This is a genomic window from Acidovorax sp. LjRoot118 (genome assembly GCF_964253575.1).
Classification (GTDB): domain Bacteria; phylum Pseudomonadota; class Gammaproteobacteria; order Burkholderiales; family Burkholderiaceae_C; genus Acidovorax.
Genome location: NZ_CAXURB020000001.1, coordinates 5,222,387 through 5,242,446 on the forward strand (window position 1 = coordinate 5,222,387; position 20,060 = coordinate 5,242,446).

Annotated in this window: 16 protein-coding genes; 4 read left to right on the forward strand and 12 right to left on the reverse strand. The window is 65.8% G+C overall.

The window, feature by feature from the left end:
* Positions 1-16: 16 nt before the first annotated feature.
* A complete protein-coding gene (locus tag ACSQ9E_RS24575; protein ID WP_436219421.1) occupies positions 17-2,251 on the reverse strand; it encodes an ABC transporter permease in 2,235 nt (744 codons plus the stop codon).
* Positions 2,251-3,264 (reverse strand): ABC transporter substrate-binding protein, encoded by a 1,014-nt coding sequence (locus tag ACSQ9E_RS24580; protein WP_057266210.1) that lies wholly within the window; start codon positions 3,262-3,264, stop codon positions 2,251-2,253. The genes ACSQ9E_RS24575 and ACSQ9E_RS24580 overlap by 1 nt, the downstream gene beginning before the upstream one ends.
* A gap of 270 nt (positions 3,265-3,534) precedes the next feature.
* Here ACSQ9E_RS24580 and ACSQ9E_RS24585 point away from each other — a divergent pair, with 270 nt between their 5' ends.
* Complete coding sequence (locus ACSQ9E_RS24585; protein ID WP_057200264.1) at positions 3,535-4,380, forward strand: MurR/RpiR family transcriptional regulator; 846 nt, start codon at positions 3,535-3,537, stop codon at positions 4,378-4,380.
* Positions 4,381-4,392: 12 nt separating this feature from the next.
* Here the strand turns inward: ACSQ9E_RS24585 and fabF are convergent, their stop codons facing one another.
* Positions 4,393-5,718 (reverse strand): beta-ketoacyl-ACP synthase II, encoded by a 1,326-nt coding sequence (fabF, locus tag ACSQ9E_RS24590; protein ID WP_436219422.1) that lies wholly within the window; start codon positions 5,716-5,718, stop codon positions 4,393-4,395.
* Between the two features lie 110 nt (positions 5,719-5,828).
* On the opposite strand from fabF, the gene ACSQ9E_RS24595 reads away from it, so the two are divergent.
* A complete protein-coding gene (locus ACSQ9E_RS24595; RefSeq protein WP_428002490.1) occupies positions 5,829-6,434 on the forward strand; it encodes a TetR/AcrR family transcriptional regulator in 606 nt (201 codons plus the stop codon).
* Between the two features lie 83 nt (positions 6,435-6,517).
* On the opposite strand, the gene ACSQ9E_RS24600 is transcribed toward ACSQ9E_RS24595, so the two are convergent.
* The 8 genes from ACSQ9E_RS24600 to ACSQ9E_RS24635 all read right to left on the reverse strand — a co-directional run bounded on the left by ACSQ9E_RS24600 (position 6,518) and on the right by ACSQ9E_RS24635 (position 16,685).
* On the reverse strand, positions 6,518-7,546 hold the full coding sequence (locus ACSQ9E_RS24600) for an ABC transporter ATP-binding protein (protein WP_057266214.1): 1,029 nt from the start codon (positions 7,544-7,546) through the stop codon (positions 6,518-6,520).
* Positions 7,543-8,523 (reverse strand): ABC transporter ATP-binding protein, encoded by a 981-nt coding sequence (locus tag ACSQ9E_RS24605; protein ID WP_057200190.1) that lies wholly within the window; start codon positions 8,521-8,523, stop codon positions 7,543-7,545. Before ACSQ9E_RS24605 ends, ACSQ9E_RS24600 begins: the two co-directional genes overlap by 4 nt.
* A gap of 32 nt (positions 8,524-8,555) precedes the next feature.
* Positions 8,556-9,467, reverse strand: coding sequence for an ABC transporter permease (locus ACSQ9E_RS24610; RefSeq protein WP_007856606.1), 912 nt, complete (start codon positions 9,465-9,467; stop codon positions 8,556-8,558).
* Positions 9,468-9,579: 112 nt separating this feature from the next.
* A complete protein-coding gene (locus ACSQ9E_RS24615; RefSeq protein ID WP_428002491.1) occupies positions 9,580-11,157 on the reverse strand; it encodes an ABC transporter substrate-binding protein in 1,578 nt (525 codons plus the stop codon).
* Positions 11,158-11,228: 71 nt separating this feature from the next.
* Positions 11,229-12,446 (reverse strand): M20 aminoacylase family protein, encoded by a 1,218-nt coding sequence (locus tag ACSQ9E_RS24620; RefSeq protein WP_057200188.1) that lies wholly within the window; start codon positions 12,444-12,446, stop codon positions 11,229-11,231.
* 1 nt (position 12,447) lies between these two features.
* Entirely contained in the window at positions 12,448-13,428 is a 981-nt protein-coding gene (locus ACSQ9E_RS24625) for an ABC transporter permease (RefSeq protein ID WP_057200187.1), read from the reverse strand.
* Between the two features lie 132 nt (positions 13,429-13,560).
* Positions 13,561-15,141: an ABC transporter substrate-binding protein gene (locus tag ACSQ9E_RS24630; protein ID WP_057200186.1), complete on the reverse strand. Its 1,581-nt coding sequence runs from the start codon at positions 15,139-15,141 to the stop codon at positions 13,561-13,563.
* A 497-nt stretch (positions 15,142-15,638) separates the two neighbouring features.
* Positions 15,639-16,685, reverse strand: coding sequence for a porin (locus ACSQ9E_RS24635; protein ID WP_436219423.1), 1,047 nt, complete (start codon positions 16,683-16,685; stop codon positions 15,639-15,641).
* Positions 16,686-17,014: 329 nt separating this feature from the next.
* Between ACSQ9E_RS24635 and coq7 the strand changes: the two genes are divergently transcribed.
* Positions 17,015-17,632 (forward strand): 2-polyprenyl-3-methyl-6-methoxy-1,4-benzoquinone monooxygenase, encoded by a 618-nt coding sequence (gene coq7, locus ACSQ9E_RS24640; protein WP_436220260.1) that lies wholly within the window; start codon positions 17,015-17,017, stop codon positions 17,630-17,632.
* A gap of 36 nt (positions 17,633-17,668) precedes the next feature.
* On the opposite strand, the gene ACSQ9E_RS24645 is transcribed toward coq7, so the two are convergent.
* Positions 17,669-18,118, reverse strand: a complete 450-nt coding sequence (locus ACSQ9E_RS24645) for an OsmC family protein (protein ID WP_057200184.1) — start codon at positions 18,116-18,118, stop codon at positions 17,669-17,671.
* 380 nt (positions 18,119-18,498) lie between these two features.
* Between ACSQ9E_RS24645 and ilvA the strand changes: the two genes are divergently transcribed.
* A complete protein-coding gene (ilvA, locus tag ACSQ9E_RS24650) occupies positions 18,499-20,058 on the forward strand; it encodes a threonine ammonia-lyase, biosynthetic (RefSeq protein ID WP_436219424.1) in 1,560 nt (519 codons plus the stop codon).
* The last annotated feature ends 2 nt before the right edge of the window (positions 20,059-20,060 follow it).

The following is a 20,060-nucleotide window of genomic DNA, read 5'->3' on the forward strand; positions in this document are numbered from 1 at the left end:
CGCATTCAGCATGGGTTCAGTGGGGGGCGGGCATGGCGGCCGCGCCGGAGCGCCGGCCCAACTTGCGCTCGCCCACCAGCCACTGGATGAGGGCAATGGCCAGCGACATCAGCACGATGAGCACCGTGCAATAGGCCAGGGCCACGCCATAGTCGCCGTTGCCCACGCGGCCGATGATGTAGGTGGTGGCCAGCTCGTTCTCGGCCGTGACCAGGAAGATCACCGCGCTCACAGTGGTGATGGCGCGCACGAAGCTGTAGACCAGCGCGGCCACCAGGGCCGGCTTGAGCAGCGGCAGCACCACATGGCGCAGCGTCTGCACGCTGCCGGCGCGCAGCATCAGCGAGGCTTCGTCGAGCGAGCGGTCGAGCTGCTTGAATGCCGCCGTGCCGGCGCGCACCCCCACCGGCAGGTTGCGGAACATGAAGCACAGCACGATGATCAGCGCCGTGCCCGTGAGCTCGAATGGCGGCACGTTGAAGGCCAGGATGTAGCTCACGCCCAACACGGTGCCGGGGATGGCAAAGGCCAGCAGCGCCGAGAACTCGAACAGCCCCTGCCCCCGGAACTCCGTGCGCGCCAGCAGCCAGGCGATGCCGATACCCAGCGTGGCAGTGAGCGGCGCCGACAGCGCGGCCAGCTTGATGGTGGTGAAGAACGAGTTCCAGGCCGTGCCGGCCCAGACCACACCGAACTCGCCCCACTCCACGTTGAACGCAGTGCGGAAGTGGTTCAGCGTGACGGTGTAGTCGCGGCCCCAGGTCTGCACGAAGCCGCCCGCTAGCGCGAACAGGTAGACGACGAGGGTGAAGGCCATCCACGGCAGCGCCACCGAATGCACCACGCGGCGCACGCCGGTGGGCAGCGGCATGGCAATGCCTGCATCGCCCTTGCCCGAGACGGTGGTGAAGTTTTGCCGTCCGAGCAGCGCGCGCTGGATGGCGAACACCGCCAGCGCGAACAGCGTGAGGATCCACGCCAGCGAGGCCGCACGCCCCTGGTCGTACTGCGCCCCGACGATGGCAAAGAAGATCTCGGTGGACAGCACCGAGAACTGCCCGCCCACGACGATGGGGTTGCCGAAGTCGGCCATGCTTTCGATGAAGCCGACCAGGAAGGCGTTGGCCAGGCCCGGCTTGAGCAGCGGCAAGGTCACCGTCATGAAGGTCTGGTGCGGGCTGGCGCGCAGGGTCTGCGCCGCCTCTTCGAGGCTGGGCGCAATGCCCTGCACCACGCCGCGCATGATCATGAAGGCAATCGGCGTGAAGGCGAAGGTCTGCGCCACCCACACACCGAGCCAGCCATAGAACCAGCGCGAAGGCGTGATGCCGAAGGCGTATTCGAGGAACTGGTTGAACACGCCAGCGCGGCCGAACAGCAGGATCAGCCCCAGCCCCACGACGAAGGGCGGCGTGATGATGGGCAGCAGCGCCACGATGTTCAGTGGCCGCGCATAGCGGCGCGAGGCGCGCTCGGCCATCAGCGCCATGAGGGTACCGAGCAGCGTAGTGCTGGCCGCCGTCATGAGGCCCAGGAACAGCGTGTTCCAGGCCACGCCGCAGCGCTGCCCGCCTGCCAGGCACGCGAGGCCAAAGTTGCGCTCGTGCGCCACGCGCTCCCACAGCACGGCCAGCGAGAACGGGCCGTCTTCGAGGAAGAAGGCGCCACTGAGCGCCTTGAGCACCGGAAACACGATGAACAGCGCCAGCAGGCTGCCCATGCCGAGCACAGCCGCAGCCACGAACAGGTCGCCCTTGAAGTAGCCGCGCCGCGCCACGCCGAACGCTGCCAGCACCAGCAGGGCCGTGAGGACCACGAAGCCGCCCCAGCCCACGCCGGGCTGGCGCATGGTGAGTTCGCCAAAGCTGGCATTGAGCCCATCGAAAGCCCAGCCGCGTGCGCCGATGGCAAAGCCGCTGACCAGCAGGGACACGAGGCCCAGGCCGCCACCCAGCACCAGGAAACCGCCCTGCCTGCGCCCGGCGGGCAGCAATGCGCCGAAGCCGGCGATCACCAACCCCAGCAGCGCCAGCCAGAGCCAGGGCCGCCCGAAGGCAGCGGCCTGCATGAGGCCGCTGCCCGTCTGCGCCTGGCTGAAGACCTGGCCCAGCACGGTGAGGCCATTGGCGTCCTGCTGGGCATACCAGGGCAGCGCCACATAGCCCGCGAGGCCGAGGGCCAGCCACACCCACAAAGGCTGGTTGACTGCGGGCCTGCCGGCCGGCGGTGCCTGCAAAGCGTGCGCCGACATCAGCGCCCGGCGTTCTGGACGTCTTTTTCCCAGCGCGCAATCAGGCGGCGGCGCTCGGCGCTCGCGCCGTACTTGGCGTAGTCGTAGTTGATGAGCTTCATCTTGGCCGGATCGGTCATGCGCGGGTCCTTGGGCACCTGCATGTTGCTGGGCAGCTGGAACTGCTTGGCAGCCAGGCCGAACTGTTGGCCCCCGGGCGTGAGTGCCCATTCGTAGAACTTCTTGGCCGCCTCGGTATTGGGGCCGTTCTTGACGATGCTCATGGAACCCACCTCGGCGCCCGTGCCTTCGGAGGGCGTGACCGAGCCCACGGGGAAGCCGTTCACGGCCTCGGTGGTCACATCGTGCACGAAGCTGACGGACACTGTGGTTTCACCGCGCGCCGCCGCCTTGACCGGCGCCGTACCCGAGCGGGTGTAGGCACTGATGTTGGGGTGCAGGGCCTTGAGGTAGTCGAACGCCTTCTCCTCGCCCATGATCTGCACCAGCGTGGCAATCATGGTGTAGGCCGTGCCGCTGGAGGCGGGGTTGGCCATCTGCACCTCGCCCTTGAACTCGGGCTTGAGCAGGTCGGCCCAGGACTGGGGTGGGTTGAGCTTGCGCTTGGCCAGCAACTCCTTGTTGTAGCCAAAGCCCAGCGGGCCCAAGTACACGCCGACGGTGCGGTACTTGGAATCTGCCGCCTGCTTTTGCGCCCAGGGGTAGAGCTGCGCCAGCTGCTGGGACTTGTACTCGAGCGTCAGGCCCTGCTCGGCCGCCTGCAGGTGCGGGTCGCCCGTGCCGCCGAACCAGATGTCGGTCTTGGGGTTGGCCTTCTCGGCATTGAGCTGGGCCAGGGCCTCGCCCGAGCCCTTGGCGGTCATGTTGACCTTGGTGCCCGTGGTCTTGGCGTACACGGTGGACATCAGGTTGCACCACTCGGCCTGCACGGAGCAGATGATGTTGACTTGGCTCTGGGCCATGGCGCCGGAGGCGGCCAGGGCAAGGGCGGTACCCACGAGGAATTTCTGCATGGAGTTGTCTCTCTGGAGTCGTTTGATTTGTGACAGTTTAATGACAAACATCGTAGTGAACTCCGTTTCCAAGGGCCAGCGGGATAACGAGACCTGTGATTCACGCCCGAGCGTGAACCGCAGTTACCAAAATTGATGGAACCCAGTTACCATCAATTCCTGTCATACAGGCCTCCATGAACACACACGCATCAACTCCCGCACCTGTGCGCCCTGCCGGACCTTGCGGCACCGGGCGCCGTCCGGCCTGTGGCCGCGGGGGCTGCTGACATGCTGGACCGCATCACCGCCTCCCTGACCTCCCTGGCCCCGGCCGAACAGCGCGTGGGCAAGCTCGTGCTGGCCGACCCGCGCAGCTTTGCGCGCCTGCCCGTGCGCGAGCTGGCAGAGCGCGCCCATGTGAGCAAGCCCACGGTGGTGCGCTTTTGCCGCAGCATGGGCTATGACGGTTTGGCCGATTTCAAGCTCAAGCTGGCGGGCAGCGTGAGCGAGGGCGTGCCCTTCATCCACCGCAGCGTGGATGCCGACGACAAGACCGGCGACGTGCTGGTGAAGGTGGTGGACAACGCCGTGGCTGCCTTTTTGCAGTACCGCAATGCCGCCAGCACCGTGGCGCTGGAGCGCGCCGCGGAAGCCATCGCCGCCACCTGGAAGACGGGGCGGCGCATCGAGTTCTATGGCGTGGGCAATTCGGGCATCGTGGCCCAGGATGCGCAGCACAAGTTCTTCCGCCTGGGCGTGACGTCCATCGCCACCAGCGACGGCCACATGCAGGTGATGAGCGCCACCCTGCTCGGCCCGGGTGACTGCCTGGTGATCATCTCCAACTCGGGCCGCACGCGCGACCTGATGGATTCGGCCGACATCGCGCGCAAGAACGGCGCCACCACCATCGCCATCACGGCCAGCGGCTCGCCACTGGCCAGCACCTGCCAGATCCACCTGGCCGCCGACCACCCCGAAGGCTACGACCGCTACAGCCCCATGGTGTCGCGGCTCATGCACCTGCTCATCATCGACGTGCTGGCCACCTGCGTGGCCCTGCGCATCGGCGCGCCGCTGCAACCCATCCTGCAGCAGATGAAAGAGAACCTGCGCGCCAAACGTTACGCGTAGCACTTCCTTCTCTTACGCAGCGGCCGGTGCCCAGCGCTTGAGCACCAGGGTCGCGTTGACTCCGCCAAAGCCAAAACCGTTGAGCATGGCATGCTCCAGCGCCATCGGGCGGCTCTTGAGCGCCACCATGTCCAGCCCCTCGGCCAGTTCATCGGGCTGCTCCAGGTTCAGCGTGCCGGGCACGATCTGGTCGCGCAGGGCCAGCGTGGTGAAGATGGCCGCCACGGCCCCGGCCGCCCCCAGCAGGTGGCCCGTGGCCGCCTTGGTGGAGGCGATGGCTACCGATTTTCCGGTGCCGAACACGCGCCGGATGGCAGCGAGCTCGCCCCGGTCGCCCACGTAGGTGGAGGTGGCATGGGCGTTGAGGTGCTGCACCTCGCTGGCCGCCAGGCCCGCCTGGGCCAGCGCGATCTCCATCGCGCGCCGCGCGCCATCGCCGTCCTCCGGGCCGGAGGTGATGTGGTGGGCGTCGGCCGAGGTGCCATAGCCCACGACCTCGGCCAGCGGCGTGGCGCCGCGCGCCAGCGCATGCTCCAGCGATTCGATCACCAGCATGCCCGCGCCCTCGCCCATCACGAAGCCATCGCGGCCCGCATCGAAGGGGCGCGATGCCTGCTCGGGATGCTCCGCGAAGCCGGTGGACAGCGCCTTGGCCGCCGCGAAGCCGCCCAGGCTCACGCGGTCGATGGTGGCCTCGGTGCCACCGCAGACGGCAATGTCGGCCTCGCCGCAGCGGATCATGCGCGCGGCGTCGCCAATGGCCTGCACGCTGGCCGCGCAGGCCGTCACGGGAGCACCGATGGGCCCTTTGAGCCCATGGCGTATGGAGACCTGGCCGGCCGCCAGGTTGACCAGGAAGGACGGGATGGTGAACGGCGACAGGCGCTGCGGACCGCGCGTGTCGGTGGTGCGCACGGCCTCGGCAATGGCACCGAAGCCCCCTATGCCCGAGGCGATCACGGTGGCCGTGCGCTGCTGCTCCCTCTCTGCTGTCGGCGCCCAGCCGGCCTGCGCCAGAGCCTGCTGTGCGGCGCCCAGGGCGAAGGGGATGAAGCGGTCCATCTTGCGCTGGTCCTTGGAACTAGCGACGGTGTCGGGGTCCCAGCCGCCTTCGGGGTCCTGCTCCTTCGTGGGCACCGCGCCACCGACCTTGGCCGCCAGCCCCTCCACCACCGCATCGGGCAGGCGGCGCAAGCCCGAGGCGCCCGCCAACAGGCGGCGCCAGGCCAGTTCCACCCCGACTCCGAGGGGCGAGACCAGGCCCATGCCCGTGATCACCACACGCGGCAGGCGCATGCCCTGGCCCGGTTCCTGGGTTCCCTTGAGTTCATTCACCATCGCTTACCCTTTCAGTGCGCGGCGCAGGCCACGCATTTATGATTGCGGGCGTCATCATAAGTGTGTTGGCGCATTTTGCGTACGACCATCATCAAAAAGAGGTTTCCACCATGAAAGTCTCGAAGGCGCGGGCCGCAGAAAACCGCCAGGGCATCCTGGATGCAGCGGCGCGCCTGTACCGCGAGCATGGCCTGTCGGGCGTGGGAGTGGCCGACATCACGCGCGATGCGGGCCTGACCCACGGCGGCCTGTACCGCCACTTCGAGAACAAGGACGCGCTGGTGCGCGAGGCCTGCGCACGTGCCTTCGACTGGACGATCACACCGCTGGACGGCATGGAAAAGGACATGGGCAGCGGTGACGCGGGCCTGGCCGCGCGGGTGACAAGCTACCTCTCACCGCAGCACCGCGACCACCCGGGCGAGGGCTGCCCCGCTGCAGCGCTGGCGGTGGACGCTGCACGGGCCGGGGGCGAATTGTCCGAAGTGTTCGCGCAGGGGATCGAGCGCAACATCGACCGCTTCGCGCGCATGCTCGAGGGCCTGGAACACGGCGAGCCCAGTGCCGAAGGCCGGGCGCGCGCCATGCAGATACTGGCCACCATGGTCGGCGGCCTGGCGCTGGCGCGCGCCACGGCCGCCGGGCGGCCAGCCCTGTCCGACGAGATTCTGGCCACGCTGCGCGAGCACCTGATTGCACAACCCGGGCGGTCCTGAAAGACCGGCGCCGCAGGAGCGGGCCTGCATTGGAAAGGGCTCCCGAAGAAGCCCTTTGATTCACCGGCACGGCGTGCCAGCACTTACTGGATGCGCCCCTCTTCCACCGCATGGCAGGCAATGCGGATGCCGCCGATGTTCAGCAACTGGGGGCGCTCGGTGCGGCAGCGGTCGTTCACATGCGGGCAGCGCGGGTTGAAGGCGCAGCCGGGTGGCGGGTTGAGCGGGTTGGGCACCTCGCCCTGCACGGGGGTGCGCGCCTTGCCGGTGTCGTGCATCTTGGGGATGGCGTCGAGCAGCATGCGCGTATAGGGGTGGCGCGGGTTGTCGAACAAGGTGTGCTTGTCGGCCAGCTCCACCAGGCGGCCCAGGTACATCACGCCGACCTGGTCGCTCACGTGGCGCACCACGGCCAGGTTGTGCGAGATGAACAGGTAGGTCAGGTGGCGCTCGCGCTGCAGGTCCTTCATGATGTTGAGCACCTGCGCCTGCACCGACACGTCGAGCGCCGAAGTGGGCTCGTCGCACACCAGGAACTCGGGCTCGGTGGCCAGGGCGCGCGCAATCGAGATGCGCTGGCGCTGCCCGCCCGAGAACTGGTGCGGGTACTTGACCATGTCCAGCGGCGACAGGCCCACCGACTTCAGCAGCTCGCCCACGCGCTGCTTGAGCTCGGCCTTGTCGGTGATCAGGCCGTGCTCGCGCAGCGGCTCGCCAATGATGTCCTCGACCAGCCAGCGCGGGTTCAGGCTGGCGTAGGGGTCCTGGAAGATCATCTGGATGCGCCGGCGCATGGCGCGCGCATCGTTGCCCTTGAACGCGGCGTGGGCGTCCTGGTTGTCGAAGGTGAGGCCACCGCGCGTGGGCTCATACAGGCCCACCAGCAGGCGGGCCACGGTGCTCTTGCCGCAGCCCGACTCGCCCACCAGGGCCAGGGTCTTGCCCTTTTCGATCTCGAAGCTCACGCCGTCCACCGCATGCAGCAGGGTGCGCGGCTTGCGCTCGATCATGCGGTTGAGCCAGGGGGCGGAGACGTCGAAGGTCTTGGCCAGGTCGTGCGCCTGCACGAGCGGCTTGCCGGGGCTTGCGGTGGTGGAAGGCACGGCGCTCATGCGGACACCTCCGCCGTGGCAGGGGCGTGCAGCCAGCAGGCCGCACGGGTGGAACCGGCAGGCATCAGGTCGGGGCGGTCGACCATGCAGCGGTCGAAGGTCTTGGGGCAGCGCGGGTTGTAGGCGCAGCCCTTGGGGATGGCGTTGAGGCGGGGCATGGCTCCGTCGATCTGGTTCAGGCGTTCACGGTCCACCGCCATGTCGGGGATGGAGGCCATCAGGCCGCTGGTATAGGGGTGGGAAGGCTTGTTGATGACATCGTGCACGGGGCCGATCTCGGCCACGCGGCCGGCGTACAGCACGGCCACGCGGTCGCAGGTCTCGGCGATCACGCCCATGTCATGCGTGATCAGCATGACGGCGGCACCGCGCGATTTGCAGATGTTCTTGAGCAGCGTGATGATCTGCGCCTGGATGGAAACGTCCAGGGCCGTGGTCGGCTCGTCGGCGACGATGAGCTTGGGCTCGGCCGCCAGGGCCAGGGCGATCACCACGCGCTGGCGCATGCCGCCCGAGAACTGGTGCGGGTAGTGGTCAATGCGCTCGGCCGCAGCCGGGATGCCGGTGTCCTGCAGCAGCGCGATGGCGCGCTGGCGCGCCTCGGCGGCATTCACGGGCAGGTGGGCGAGGATGGTCTCGGTGAGCTGGCGGCCCACGGTGTACAGCGGGTTCAGCGAGGTCAGCGGGTCCTGGAAGATGGCGCCGATGCGCCGCCCCCGGATGTGCCGCATCTGGTCGTTGCTGAGGTTGTCGATGCGCTGGCCCTCCAGCAGGATCTGGCCGGAGGCCACGCGGCCCGGCGGTTCGAGCAGGCCGATGATGGCCGCGCCGGTGAGCGACTTGCCCGCACCGGACTCTCCCACCACGCCCAGGATCTCGCCGGGCGCAATGGAAAAGGAGATGTCGTCCAGGGCGCGCAGGGTACCGCGGCGGCTCGGGAATTCGACTACGAGGTTTTTGACTTCAAGAAGACTCATGGGAATATCGCTTTTCTTGTTCTTGTTCTTGTTCAACGCAGGCGCGGGTTGAGTGCGTCGCGCAGCCAGTCGCCCAGCAGGTTCACGGACAAGGCGATCAGCACCAGCATGGCGCCGGGGAACACCGTGATCCACCACTCACCGGAAAACAGGTAATCGTTGCCGATGCGAATCAGCGTACCCAGCGATGGCGAGGTGGGCGGGGCGCCCACGCCCAGAAAGGACAGCGTGGCCTCGGTGATGATGGCGGTGGCCACCTGGATGGTGGCGAGCACCATCACCGGCCCCATGACGTTGGGCAGCACATGCTTGCGCATGATGCGCAGCGACGAAACGCCCGTGACGCGGGCAGCCTGCACGTATTCCTTGTTGCGCTCGACCAGGGTGGAGCCGCGCACGGTGCGCGCGTACTGCACCCAGCCGGTCAGCGAGATCGAGATGATGAGCACCCCGAAGGCCAGCGACTCGTGCGCGTTGGGGAACAGCGCCCGGCCGACGCCTGCGATCAAGAGCGCCACCAGGATGGCGGGGAAGGACAGCATCACGTCGCACAGGCGCATGAGCACCGCGTCGATCCAGCCACCGCGAAAGCCGGCCAGCAGGCCGAAGGCCACGCCGACGACCACCGACAGCAGAACCGAGGCGAAGCCCACCACCAGGGAGATGCGGGCGCCGTAGATCAGTGCCGAGAGGATGTCGCGCCCCTGGTCGTCGGTGCCCAGGGGGTATTTCATGGAGCCCTCCGCGATCCAGGCGGGGGGCAACCGGGCGTCGCCGAGTTCCAGCGTCGCCAGGTCAAAGGGGTTGTGGGGGGCGACCCATCCTGCAAACAGGGAGCAGAACAGGCATATCAGGGCGATCACTGCCGCAACGATGGCCATTGGCGATGTGCGAAAGCTGTAGCCAACGTCGCTGTCAAACCAGCGGGCAAGGGTTGTTTTCATTGTGGGAAACCAGTGGGCAGACAGCACGCACGGCGCGGGTAGCGGTCGTGGTGGCTGTCTGCTGAAATGTCCGTCTCTAACTAACTCACTAACTCGGTCAACTGCAGCGGGCTTACTTGATGCTCATCCACTTGAAGGGCATGAAGTTGTCGGCCAGCTGGACCAGCGTGACCTTCTTGCTCACGCCCCAGGCCAGCGCCTGCTGGTGCAGGGGCAGCGTGCCCACGTCGGCAGCATGGATGTCGAAGGCTTCCTTGATCATGGCGTTGCGCTTGGTCTTGTCGGTCTCAGACTGGATCTTCTTGGTCAGCTCGTCCACCTTGGGGTTGCAGTACGAGCCCAGGTTGAACTGGCCCGTGCCCTTGTCGTCCACGCAGGCCACCAGCGCATTGAGGGCGTTGTGCGAGTCGTAGGTAGCAGGCGTCCAGCCCAGCATGTAAAAGCTGGTGTCGCGGCGCAGGATCTTGGGGAAGTAGGTGCCCTTGGTCTCGGCCTGCAGGTTGATCTTGACGTTGATGCGCGAGAGGTTGGCAGCCACGGTCTGGCAGATGCGGCCGTCGTTCACGTAGCGGTCGTTGGGGCAGTTCATCGACACTTCGAAGCCGTTGGGATAGCCGGCTTCGGCCATGAGCTTCTTGGCGGCTTCCACGTCGTAGGGCAGACGCTTGGCATCGGGCTGGAAGCCGTTGATGCCGGGGCCCACCAGCAATGCGGACGGGTTGGACGCACCACGCATCACGGTCTTCTTGATGCCTTCGATGTCAATGGCCTGGTAGAAGGCCTGGCGCACGCGCTTGTCCTTGAAGGGGTTCTTGCCCTTGACGTTGGAATACAGCAGCTCGTCGCGCTTCTGGTCCATGCCCAGGAAGATGGTGCGCAGCTCGGGGCCGGTGATGGCGCGGGTGTTGGCGCTGGTGTTGACGCGGTCGATGTCCTGCACGGGTACCGGCTCCATCACGTCCACTTCGCCCGACAGCAAGGCCGCCACGCGGGTGGCATCGTTGCCGATGGGGGTGAACACCACTTCGGTGGCGTTGCCTTCGATCTTGCCCCAGTAGCTGCCGTTGCGCGTGAACACCGAACGCACGTTGGGCTGGCGCTCGCGCAGGCGGAAGGGACCCGTGCCGTTGGCCTTGAACGATGCGGCGTTCTCGACACCCTTGCGGCGGTCCACGGGGACGGTGGCCTGGTTGGTCTCGCACCACTTCTTGCTCATCATGTACACCAGCGAGACAACGTCGGGCAGGATGGGGAAGGGGCTTTTGGTTTCGATCTCGACGGTGTGGTCGTCGATCTTGCGCACTTCCTTGAAGTCGTTGGTGTAGCTCTTCATGTCCGAGCCTTCGACCTGGGTGCGGGCGAAGCTGAACAGCACGTCGTCGGCCGTGAAGGGGGTGCCGTCATGGAATTGCACGCCCTTGCGCAGCTCGAAGCGCCACACGGTGGGGGAGGTCTGCTTCCAGCTGGTGGCCAGGGCCGGGGCCAGGCTCAGGTCCTTGTTGCGGCCGACCAGCGGCTCATACACATTGCCGGTGACGCTCAGCTGCAGCGATTCGTTGAGCGAATGCGGGTCCATGGACAGCGAGTCGCCCTGGTTGGCCACGCGGATGGTCTGCGCATGGGCCACCACGCTGGATGCAGCCAGCGCGGCAAACAAGGCCGTCATGGCGATTTTTTTCTGGAATGTCATGCAATGCTCCTGGTGGGTGAAAGGGGGGGTGGCGGTACAAGGGGAAAAAGGCGCCGGCACCTGCTGCTCCGTCAGAGCGTGGGCAGGGGCATGGCCTGCTCGATCAGGCTGGCATGCAGTGCCGAGCCCAGCGGCAGGATGTCGTCGTTGAAGTCGTAGCGGCTGTTGTGCAGCGCGCTGCCGCTGGCGCCCGTGCCCTGCCCTATGCGCAGGTAGGCCCCGGGTTTGTCTTGCAGCATGAAGGAGAAGTCCTCGGCGCCCATGCTGGGCTCCAGGTCGCGCACCACGTGGTCCGCGCCCAGCAGCGATTCGGCGACGTTGCCGGCGAAGAGCGCCTCGTCCTCGGAATTGATGGTGGCCGGGTAGATGCGCTCGTAGTGCACGGTGGCCGTGGCGCCGAAGCCCAGCGCGATCGCGCTGCACAGCTCCTTGAGGCGCTTTTCGACCATCTCCTGCACCAGCGGATTGAAGGTGCGCACGGTGCCCACCAGCGTGGCCGAGCCCGGCAGCACGCTGAAGGCCCCGAGGTCACCAGCCTGCATGGCGCACAGGCTGACCACCGCGCCATCAAGCGGGCGCACGTTGCGCGAGACGATGGTCTGCGCGGCGGTGATGATGTGCGCGGCCACCAGCATCACGTCCACCGTCTGGTAGGCGTGCGCGCCATGGCCGCCGCGGCCGGTGATCTCGATGGTGATGCGGTCGGCCGCCGCCATCATGGCGCCGGAGTTCAGGCCCACCGTGCCGGGCGCCATGGCCGGCCAGTTGTGCATGGCGAAGATCGACTGCACGGGAAAGCGCTCGAACAGGCCGTCTTCCATCATCACGCGGGCGCCGGCAAAGCCTTCCTCGCCGGGCTGGAACACCAGCACGGCCTTGCCGTCGAAATTGCGGGTTTCGGCCAGGTAGCGGGCGGCGCCCACCAGCATGGCTGTGTGGCCGTCGTGGCCGCAGCCGTGCATCAGGCCCTGCTTGCAGGACTTCCAGGAAAAGTCGTTGTGCTCGGTGAGCGGCAGCGCGTCCATGTCGGCACGCAGGCCCACCATGGAGCCGCTGGCCGTGCTGCGCCCGCGGATCACCGCCACCAGCCCGGTGCGGCCGATGCCGTCGTGGATCTCGTCCACGCCGCAGACCTTGAGCGCCTCCTTGACCCGGGCACCGGTGTAGACCTCTTCGAAGCCCAGTTCGGGGTGCGCGTGCAGGTCGCGGCGCAGGGCCGTCAGCTCCGGATGGAACTGGGCGATGTGCGCAAAGGCACGGCCGCCCGCCTTGAGTCGAGGCACCTGCATTTCAATGGCCTCCCGCCTTGCCCACGCGCAGACGCGGGTCGACCGCGAAGTACAGCAGATCGACCACCAGGTTGATGACCACGAAGATCAGGGCAATCAGGCACAGATAGGCGGCCATCACGGGGATGTCGGCAAAGGTCACGGCCTGGATGAACAAGAGGCCCATGCCAGGCCACTGGAACACGGTTTCGGTGATGATGGCAAAGGCGATCAGGCCACCGAGCTGCAGGCCGGTGATGGTCATCACGGGCACCAGCGTGTTCTTGAGCGCATGGCCGAAGTGGATGGCCCGGTTGGACAGGCCCCGGGCGCGCGCGAACTTGATGTAGTCGGTGCGCAGCACCTCCAGCATTTCCGCGCGCACGAGGCGCATGATCAGCGTGAGCTGGAAGATCGCCAGCGTCACCGCCGGCAGGACGATGTGGTGCCAGCCCTTGGCCTTGAGCAGGCCAGTGCTCCACCAGCCCATCTGCACCACCTCGCCACGACCGAAGCTCGGGAACCAGCCCAGGTGCACGGCAAACACCAGGATCAGCAGGATGCCGATCAGGAAGGTGGGCAGCGAGACGCCCAGCAGCGACAGCGTCATGAACAGCTGGCTGGTGAAGGTGCCGCGCTTCAAGGCCGCGTACACGCCCATGGGCACGCCGATCGCCAGGGCCATCACGGCCGCTACCAGCGACAGCTCCAGCGTGGCGGGAAAGCGCTCGGCGATCAGGCGCGAGACCTTGGCGCCCTGGCGCAGGCTCAGGCCGAATTCGCCCTGGGCCGCATTCACGAGGAAGTGGCCGAACTGCACGAAGAAAGGTTTGTCCAGGCCCAGCGCCACGCGCAATTCTCGGATCTGGTCGGGGGTTGCGTCCTGGCCCAGCAAGAACACCACGGGGTCTCCGACGTACTGGAACAGCATGAAGGAGATGAAGGCCACGGCGACCATGACGATCACGGCCTGGATCAGGCGGCGCAAAATAAAGGCAAGCATCAGAGAGTCGAGTGTGTATTCGATGGGACGCCTTGGCCACTTTTGGTGGCGGGGCGCTCGTGGGGATCGTGTCGAAAAAACCAGGGAGAGCAAAGGCCCCTGAGGCCCTTGCCCTCCCTCTGCAAGGATAGATCAGTTCACCTTGACCGTACGCATGTCCACGCGGTTATCGGCGCGGTGGACGACCTCGATGTTCTTCTTCATGGCCCATGGGATCACCTGGTCATACAGGGGAATGTGCGAGACGGTGTCGTTGGACAGTTGCAGCGCCTCGGTCAGCATGCGGGTGCGCACGGGGGCATCGGTCTCGGCCTTGATGCGGTCCACCAGGTAGTCCATGCGCTGGTTGCTGTAGCGGCCCACGTTGTAGTTGCCGTCACCGCCCTGGCCCACGGTGCGCACCAGCGATTGCAGGCTGTACAGCGCGTCGAAGGTCGGCACGCCCCAGCCGAGCATGTAGATGCTGGCTTCGTAGCGCTGGATCATGGGGAAATAGGTCACCAGCGGCAGCGTGCGCAGCTTGGCCTTCACGCCGATGCGCGACCACATGGCGGTCACGGCCTGGCAGATGGCTTCGTCGTTGATGTAGCGGTTGTTGGGGCAGGCAAAGTCCACCTCGAAGCCATCGGGGTAGCCGGCTTCTGCCAGCAGCTTCTTGGAGGCATCGACGCTGTAGGGGAAGCGCTTGCCCACGGCTTCGGTGTAGCCTGCCACCTGCGGTGCCACGAGCGTGCCGGTGGGCTTGCCCAGGCCGCGCAGGGTGACGCGCTCCAGCGCGGCCGTGTCGATGGCCTGGTACAGCGCCTTGCGCACCTTGACATCCTTGAGCGGGTTCTTGCCCTTGACGTTGGAGCCGGGCAGCTCTTCGCGGAACTGGTCCATGCCCAGGAAGATGGTGCGGTTTTCGAGGCCGTCGATCACCTTCAGGTTGGTGTCCTGGCGCAGGCGGCCCAGGTCCTGGGGTGCGGGGTCGAGCACCATGTCCACCTCACCCGAGAGCAGCGCGGCGATGCGGGTCGCAGCCGACTTGATGGGGGTGTAGACGATCTCCGTCACGTTGCCGTCCATCTTGCCCCACCAGTTGGGGTTGCGCTTGAACACCATCTTCACGTCGGGCTGCCAGGAGTCGAGCGTGTAGGGACCCGTGCCCATGGCATTGCGGTGGGCAAAATTCTCGTCCGTGCCCTTGATGTCCTTGGGTTCCACGGACTTGTTCTTTTCGGCCCAGGCCTTGCTCATCATGCGCAACTCGGTCATCTGGCGCAGCAGCACGGGGTTGGGAGCCGACAAGATGATGTCAACGGTCTGTGCATCGACCTTGTTGACCTTGCTGATGCCCTGCACGTAGGGTGTGAAGTTGGAGGTCTTGGCCATGGCCCGCTGCAGCGAGTACACGGCATCGTCGGCAGTGAACGCCGAGCCATCATGGAACTTGACGCCCTGGCGCAGCGTGAAACGCACCTGCGTGGGGGTCACTTCCTTCCAGGCGGTTGCCAGAACGGGCTCCACCTCGAAAGTCTTGCTGTTGTAGTACACCAGGCTTTCATACACATTGGCATGGATGCCGTTTTGCAATGCATTGTTTTGGGAATGAATATCCCACGTAGCGATTTCGCCCTGGCTCGCCCATTTGAATGGTTTGGCATGCGCTCCCGTGGCCATCAGCATGGCGGCAGCTGCGGCAATCGACAGCAGGCTGAGATTGAGTTTCATGAAACCTCTTCAACAATGTAAAAGTTTTACTATGCAGTAAATAGCGGCCATCAGCCAACGGGAAATCCCTGAATCCCGCCCCCTCGCGAGGGACTATTTGTGCCCCGGTGAAGCACATTGGCATGCAAGTAAGGTGCCAGCCCCATGCCGCCCTTCACGAACACTGGGCGATCGGTCGGCAGGCCTTGCAGGGCCTGGATCCGGGCATTTGCACCACGGCAGCCCACGGCTTGGGGGTTTCCGCCCTGCCGGGCCGAGGCAAGGCCGCCACCGCCCCCCTGCAGCAAGCCACCCTCCACCCGCGCAATCACCCTTGCGCCACGTGGCCAGGGGAGATACCTATCGGCCCATTCAAAATGCCCGACCAGTGCAACCCACTTGCCAATCGATGGCAGCGCGCAATAAAACCAATCAGCGTCGGAAATAAAAAAAGCCGCCCGAAGGCGGCTTTTTTTATATTCATCCATTGATGGCTGGCATATAGCCAGCCGTCAATATCAGAAGCTGTGGCGAATACCGAAGTCGTAACCGCTGGAGTTGCGGCCAGCTGCAGTCACGGAGTTGTTCAGGGCTTGAGCAGCGCCGTTCTTGTTCTTCACAGCGGCAGCCGTTGCGTACACAGCGGTGCGCTTCGACAGGTTGTGCACGTAGCCCAGAGCAAACTTGTTGCTACGTGGGTCAGGACCAGCGACGTCCACTTCGTACGTGGAGTAAGCCAGACGGATTTCGCCAGCGCCCACGGGGATCAGACCACCGATGAGCCAGCCTCGGCCTTCAGCGCCGTTCTTGATGTCGTCGCTGTTGTAGTGAGCCATGACCTTGGCCATGCCGAAGTCATACTGACCACCCAGGTTCCAAGCCTTGATGTCGGCGTTCAGGAACTTGGTTTGTGACACGGCCAGAGCCACATTGATGGGGCCGTTGGCCCAACCAGCGCGCAGTGCCAGGCCGTTGCCGTCCTTCTTGTTGGCAACGTTGCTCAGGTTTTCACCCATGTAGTACTGTGCCTGGCCGTAGAAACCGCCCAGGTTGCCTGGCAGGAAGTAGCCGATGGCGTTCGAAGCGCGGATGGTGGTTGGGCCACCCAGGCTGGAGTTCAGCGTTTGGGTCGTGCCAACACCGTTCGTGCCGAACGGATCGAACACGGTCAGGTTCCAGAATTGTGGGGTGTAGTCACGGCCCAGACGCACTTCACCGAAGCCGCCGTTCAGGCTGACCGTCGAACGACGGTTGAACACCAGACCGCCTTGGGTAGGAGCCGTGGTTTGGTTGTTCAGGCTGGTCGAACCGCCGGTACCGTTGTCGTTGTTCAGACCGGCTTCCAGCCAGAACGAAGCAGACAGGCCACCGCCCAGATCTTCAACGCCGCGGAAACCCAGACGGCTGCTGTTGTAGCCGGAGTTCGTCAGTTGCGAACGGTTGGCCACGCTGCCGTTGCCGTAGGCGTAGGTTGCGTCAACCACGCCGAACAGCGTCACGGACGATTGAGCCATTGCAGCGCCGGAAGCAGCCAGCACAGCCAGGGCAATCAGGGATTTTTTCATTGCGAGTTACTCCAAGGTTAAACATAGGGCGCCGGTACGGGGGGTCTAGGAGTGCCTTGCACCTGCTCAGTCCCGCCGGTTCCCCGGGCCAACCTCCTGGTGGGGAAGTTGTTCTTATTGCACCAGAGCCCGACCCGTTTCGCAAAGGAATTCACCCACAATTGGCCCGAAAGGGAGATTTCGTTGCAGTGTTGCAACATTTCAGTGCACCCCGGCAAAATCCCCCACCTGTGCACCAGCAAAGTGCCTTCCGGCCGTTTTTTGGCGTGGCGGCATTTGTGTCCATGTGCAACACCTGTTTCCACATCCATCCTCTCTTCACGCCCGCCATGGACGCCTTCCTGACCGCCGCCGACAACGCCTTGCGCACCCTTTTTGCAACACCCCGCGCATCGCAGGCATCCCCCGCCACCGCCCATGCCGAGGCCGTACTGACCCCGGCGCAGCGGAAGCTGGCGGGATCCCTGATGCGCGTCAACCACGTGGGCGAAGTGTGTGCGCAGGCGCTCTACACCGCCCAGGCCGCCGTCACCCGCAATGAACCGCTGCGCCAGCACCTGCTCGCGGCCGCACGGGAGGAAACCGACCACCTGGCCTGGACCCAGGAGCGGCTGGACGCCCTGGGCGCCCGGCCGAGTGTGCTCAACCCCCTGTGGTTTGCGGGGGCATTCGCCCTGGGCCTCGTGGCGGCCAAGATCAGCGACCAGGTCAGCCTGGGCTTTATGGCGGAAACCGAGAACCAGGTGGCCGCCCACCTGCAGGGGCACCTGGCACGCCTGCCTGCTGAGGACCTGGCCTCGCGCGCCGTGGTGGCGCGCATGAAGGACGACGAGGAGCGCCATGCCGCGCAGGCGCTGGCCGAAGGCGCCACCGTGCTGCCGGCACCGGCCCGCGCCCTGATGCGGGCGGCCGCCAAGGTCATGACGACCACGGCACACCACATCTGACGCTGGCGTCTGCGCGGGTGCCCAGGAAAAGAGGCTTCAGCCCTCCAAGACCTCGAAGCCGGTGGTGATCTCGGCCGTCTTGCCCAGCATGATGCTGGCCGAGCAGTATTTTTCGTGGCTCATGGCGATCGCGCGCTCCACGGCGGCGGGGGGAATGCCCTTGCCGGTCACGGTGAATTGCATGTGGATCTTCGTGAACACCTTGGGATCGACCGGCGCGCGCTCCGTGGTCAGCTTGACGCTGCAGCCGCGCACGTCGTGGCGCCCGCGCTTCAAGATCAGCACCACGTCATAGGCGGTGCAGCCGCCCGTGCCGGCCAGCACGGTCTCCATGGGGCGGGGCGCCAGGTTCTGCCCGCCATTGGCCGGGTTGGCCGCATCGGGCGCGCCATCCATGGTCAGGACGTGGCCGCTGCCGGTTTCCGCCACAAACCCCATTCCCGAGCGGGTACCGGCGCCGCCGGTCCAGCTGACTGTGCATTCCATGTGTGTTTCTCCTCAGTAGTTCATCAAAAAACGTGGCTTTTTTCACGAAATGGATGGGCCACTCCAAAAAATGCGTTGGATTTTGCTGCATCGCAGCATCCTCTGCGCTAATATTGCGTCATGCGTTGCCCTTTTATCGAAAAGGGACAGGTTCTGGGGAGATATCTCCACCACCTCCAACGCGCCGATTGTCTCCTCCATCTCCTCAAAGGATGGATTCAGCCCCGGGCTTTGCGGCCTGGGGCTTTTTTTTGCCCGGACGGGACCATCGGCACCGCCTGCATCCCGGGCGGCAAGGACCAAGAGCCTGAACAGGTTCTAACACCTATGATGTGTGCCCCGCCCGCATGGGCGGCTCGCGCCACAGCCTGCCCCTTGCCATGACCCACGACCTGACCCCCGCCGACTACCTCAAGAAAATCCTCACCGCCCGTGTGTATGACGTGGCGATCGAGTCGGACCTGGAGCCGGCCCGCGACCTGAGCCGCCGCCTGAAGAACCGCGTGCTGCTCAAGCGCGAGGACCAGCAGGCGGTGTTCAGCTTCAAGCTGCGCGGCGCCTACAACAAGATGGCGCACCTCACCCCCGGCCAGCTGCAGCGTGGCGTGATCTGCGCCTCGGCCGGCAACCATGCCCAGGGCGTGGCCATGAGCGCCAGCAAGCTCGGCGCCCGCGCCGTGATCGTGATGCCCACCACCACGCCCCAGGTCAAGGTGGATGCCGTGCGCACGCTAGGGGGTGAGGTGGTGCTGCATGGCGAGAGCTATTCCGACGCCTACCAGCACGCTGCGGAGCTGCAGGCCAAGGAAGGCCTGACCTTCGTGCACCCCTTCGACGACCCGGACGTGATCGCCGGCCAGGGCACCATCGCCATGGAGATCCTGCGCCAGTTGCAGCGCCTGGGCAGCAACCGCCTGGATGCAGTGTTCGTGGCCATCGGCGGCGGCGGCCTGGTGAGCGGCGTGGCCAACTACATCAAGGCCGTGCGCCCGGAGATCAAGGTCATCGGCGTGCAGATGAACGACTCGGACGCCATGATCCAGTCCGTGCGGGCGCATGAACGCGTCACGCTGGCCGACGTGGGCCTGTTCTCCGACGGCACGGCCGTCAAGCTGGTGGGCGAGGAAACCTTCCGCATCGCCAGCGGCCTGGTGGACGAGTTCATCACGGTGGATACCGATGCCGTCTGCGCGGCCATCAAGGACGTGTTCGTGGACACGCGCAGCATCGTCGAGCCCTCGGGCGCGCTGGCCGTGGCGGCCATCAAGCAGTACGTGGAAACGCACCAGACCGAGGGCGAGACCTACGCCGCCATCCTGTGCGGCGCCAACATGAACTTCGACCGCCTGCGCTTCGTCGCCGAGCGGGCCGAGGTGGGCGAGGAGCGCGAAGCCCTGCTGGCCGTGACCATCCCAGAAGAGCGCGGCAGCTTCCGGCGCTTTTGCGAGGTGGTGGGTGGGCTGCCCGGCGGCCCGCGCAACGTGACCGAGTTCAACTACCGCATCAGCGACTCGGCCGAGGCCCATGTGTTCGTGGGCCTCACGGCCCAGGGCAAGGGCGAATCGAAAAAGCTCGCGCAGATCTTCACGGAGCACGGCTTCGGTGCGCTGGACCTCACGCACGACGAACTGGCCAAGGAACACCTGCGCCACCTGGTGGGCGGGCACTCTTCGCTGGCGCAGGACGAGCGCCTGCTGCGCTTCGTGTTCCCCGAGCGGCCGGGCGCGCTGCTCAAGTTCCTGAGCCTGATGCAGCCGACCTGGAACATCAGCCTGTTCCACTACCGCAACCAGGGCGCGGACTACGGCCGCATTCTCGTGGGCATGCAGGTACCGCCCGAAGATTCGGCCACCTTCGACGCCTTCCTCGCCACCCTGGGCTACCCCTATGTGGAAGAAACGCTGAACCCGGCCTACCGCCTGTTCCTGCGCGCCAAATAGGC

Bases quoted from the DNA above. Each gene is read 5' to 3' on its own strand.
- fabF (WP_436219422.1), bottom strand. From the start codon at position 5,718: ATGGTGAATGAACTCAAGGGAACCCAGGAACCGGGCCAGGGCATGCGC.
- ilvA (WP_436219424.1), top strand. From the start codon at position 18,499: ATGACCCACGACCTGACCCCCGCCGACTACCTCAAGAAAATCCTCACC.
- ACSQ9E_RS24585 (WP_057200264.1), top strand. From the start codon at position 3,535: ATGCTGGACCGCATCACCGCCTCCCTGACCTCCCTGGCCCCGGCCGAA.
- ACSQ9E_RS24635 (WP_436219423.1), bottom strand. From the start codon at position 16,685: ATGAAAAAATCCCTGATTGCCCTGGCTGTGCTGGCTGCTTCCGGCGCT.
- ACSQ9E_RS24630 (WP_057200186.1), bottom strand. From the start codon at position 15,141: ATGAAACTCAATCTCAGCCTGCTGTCGATTGCCGCAGCTGCCGCCATG.
- coq7 (WP_436220260.1), top strand. From the start codon at position 17,015: ATGGACGCCTTCCTGACCGCCGCCGACAACGCCTTGCGCACCCTTTTT.
- ACSQ9E_RS24600 (WP_057266214.1), bottom strand. From the start codon at position 7,546: ATGAGCGCCGTGCCTTCCACCACCGCAAGCCCCGGCAAGCCGCTCGTG.
- ACSQ9E_RS24615 (WP_428002491.1), bottom strand. From the start codon at position 11,157: ATGACATTCCAGAAAAAAATCGCCATGACGGCCTTGTTTGCCGCGCTG.
- ACSQ9E_RS24645 (WP_057200184.1), bottom strand. From the start codon at position 18,118: ATGGAATGCACAGTCAGCTGGACCGGCGGCGCCGGTACCCGCTCGGGA.
- ACSQ9E_RS24595 (WP_428002490.1), top strand. From the start codon at position 5,829: ATGAAAGTCTCGAAGGCGCGGGCCGCAGAAAACCGCCAGGGCATCCTG.
- ACSQ9E_RS24580 (WP_057266210.1), bottom strand. From the start codon at position 3,264: ATGCAGAAATTCCTCGTGGGTACCGCCCTTGCCCTGGCCGCCTCCGGC.
- ACSQ9E_RS24625 (WP_057200187.1), bottom strand. From the start codon at position 13,428: ATGCTTGCCTTTATTTTGCGCCGCCTGATCCAGGCCGTGATCGTCATG.
- ACSQ9E_RS24605 (WP_057200190.1), bottom strand. From the start codon at position 8,523: ATGAGTCTTCTTGAAGTCAAAAACCTCGTAGTCGAATTCCCGAGCCGC.
- ACSQ9E_RS24610 (WP_007856606.1), bottom strand. From the start codon at position 9,467: ATGAAAACAACCCTTGCCCGCTGGTTTGACAGCGACGTTGGCTACAGC.
- ACSQ9E_RS24575 (WP_436219421.1), bottom strand. From the start codon at position 2,251: ATGTCGGCGCACGCTTTGCAGGCACCGCCGGCCGGCAGGCCCGCAGTC.
- ACSQ9E_RS24620 (WP_057200188.1), bottom strand. From the start codon at position 12,446: ATGCAGGTGCCTCGACTCAAGGCGGGCGGCCGTGCCTTTGCGCACATC.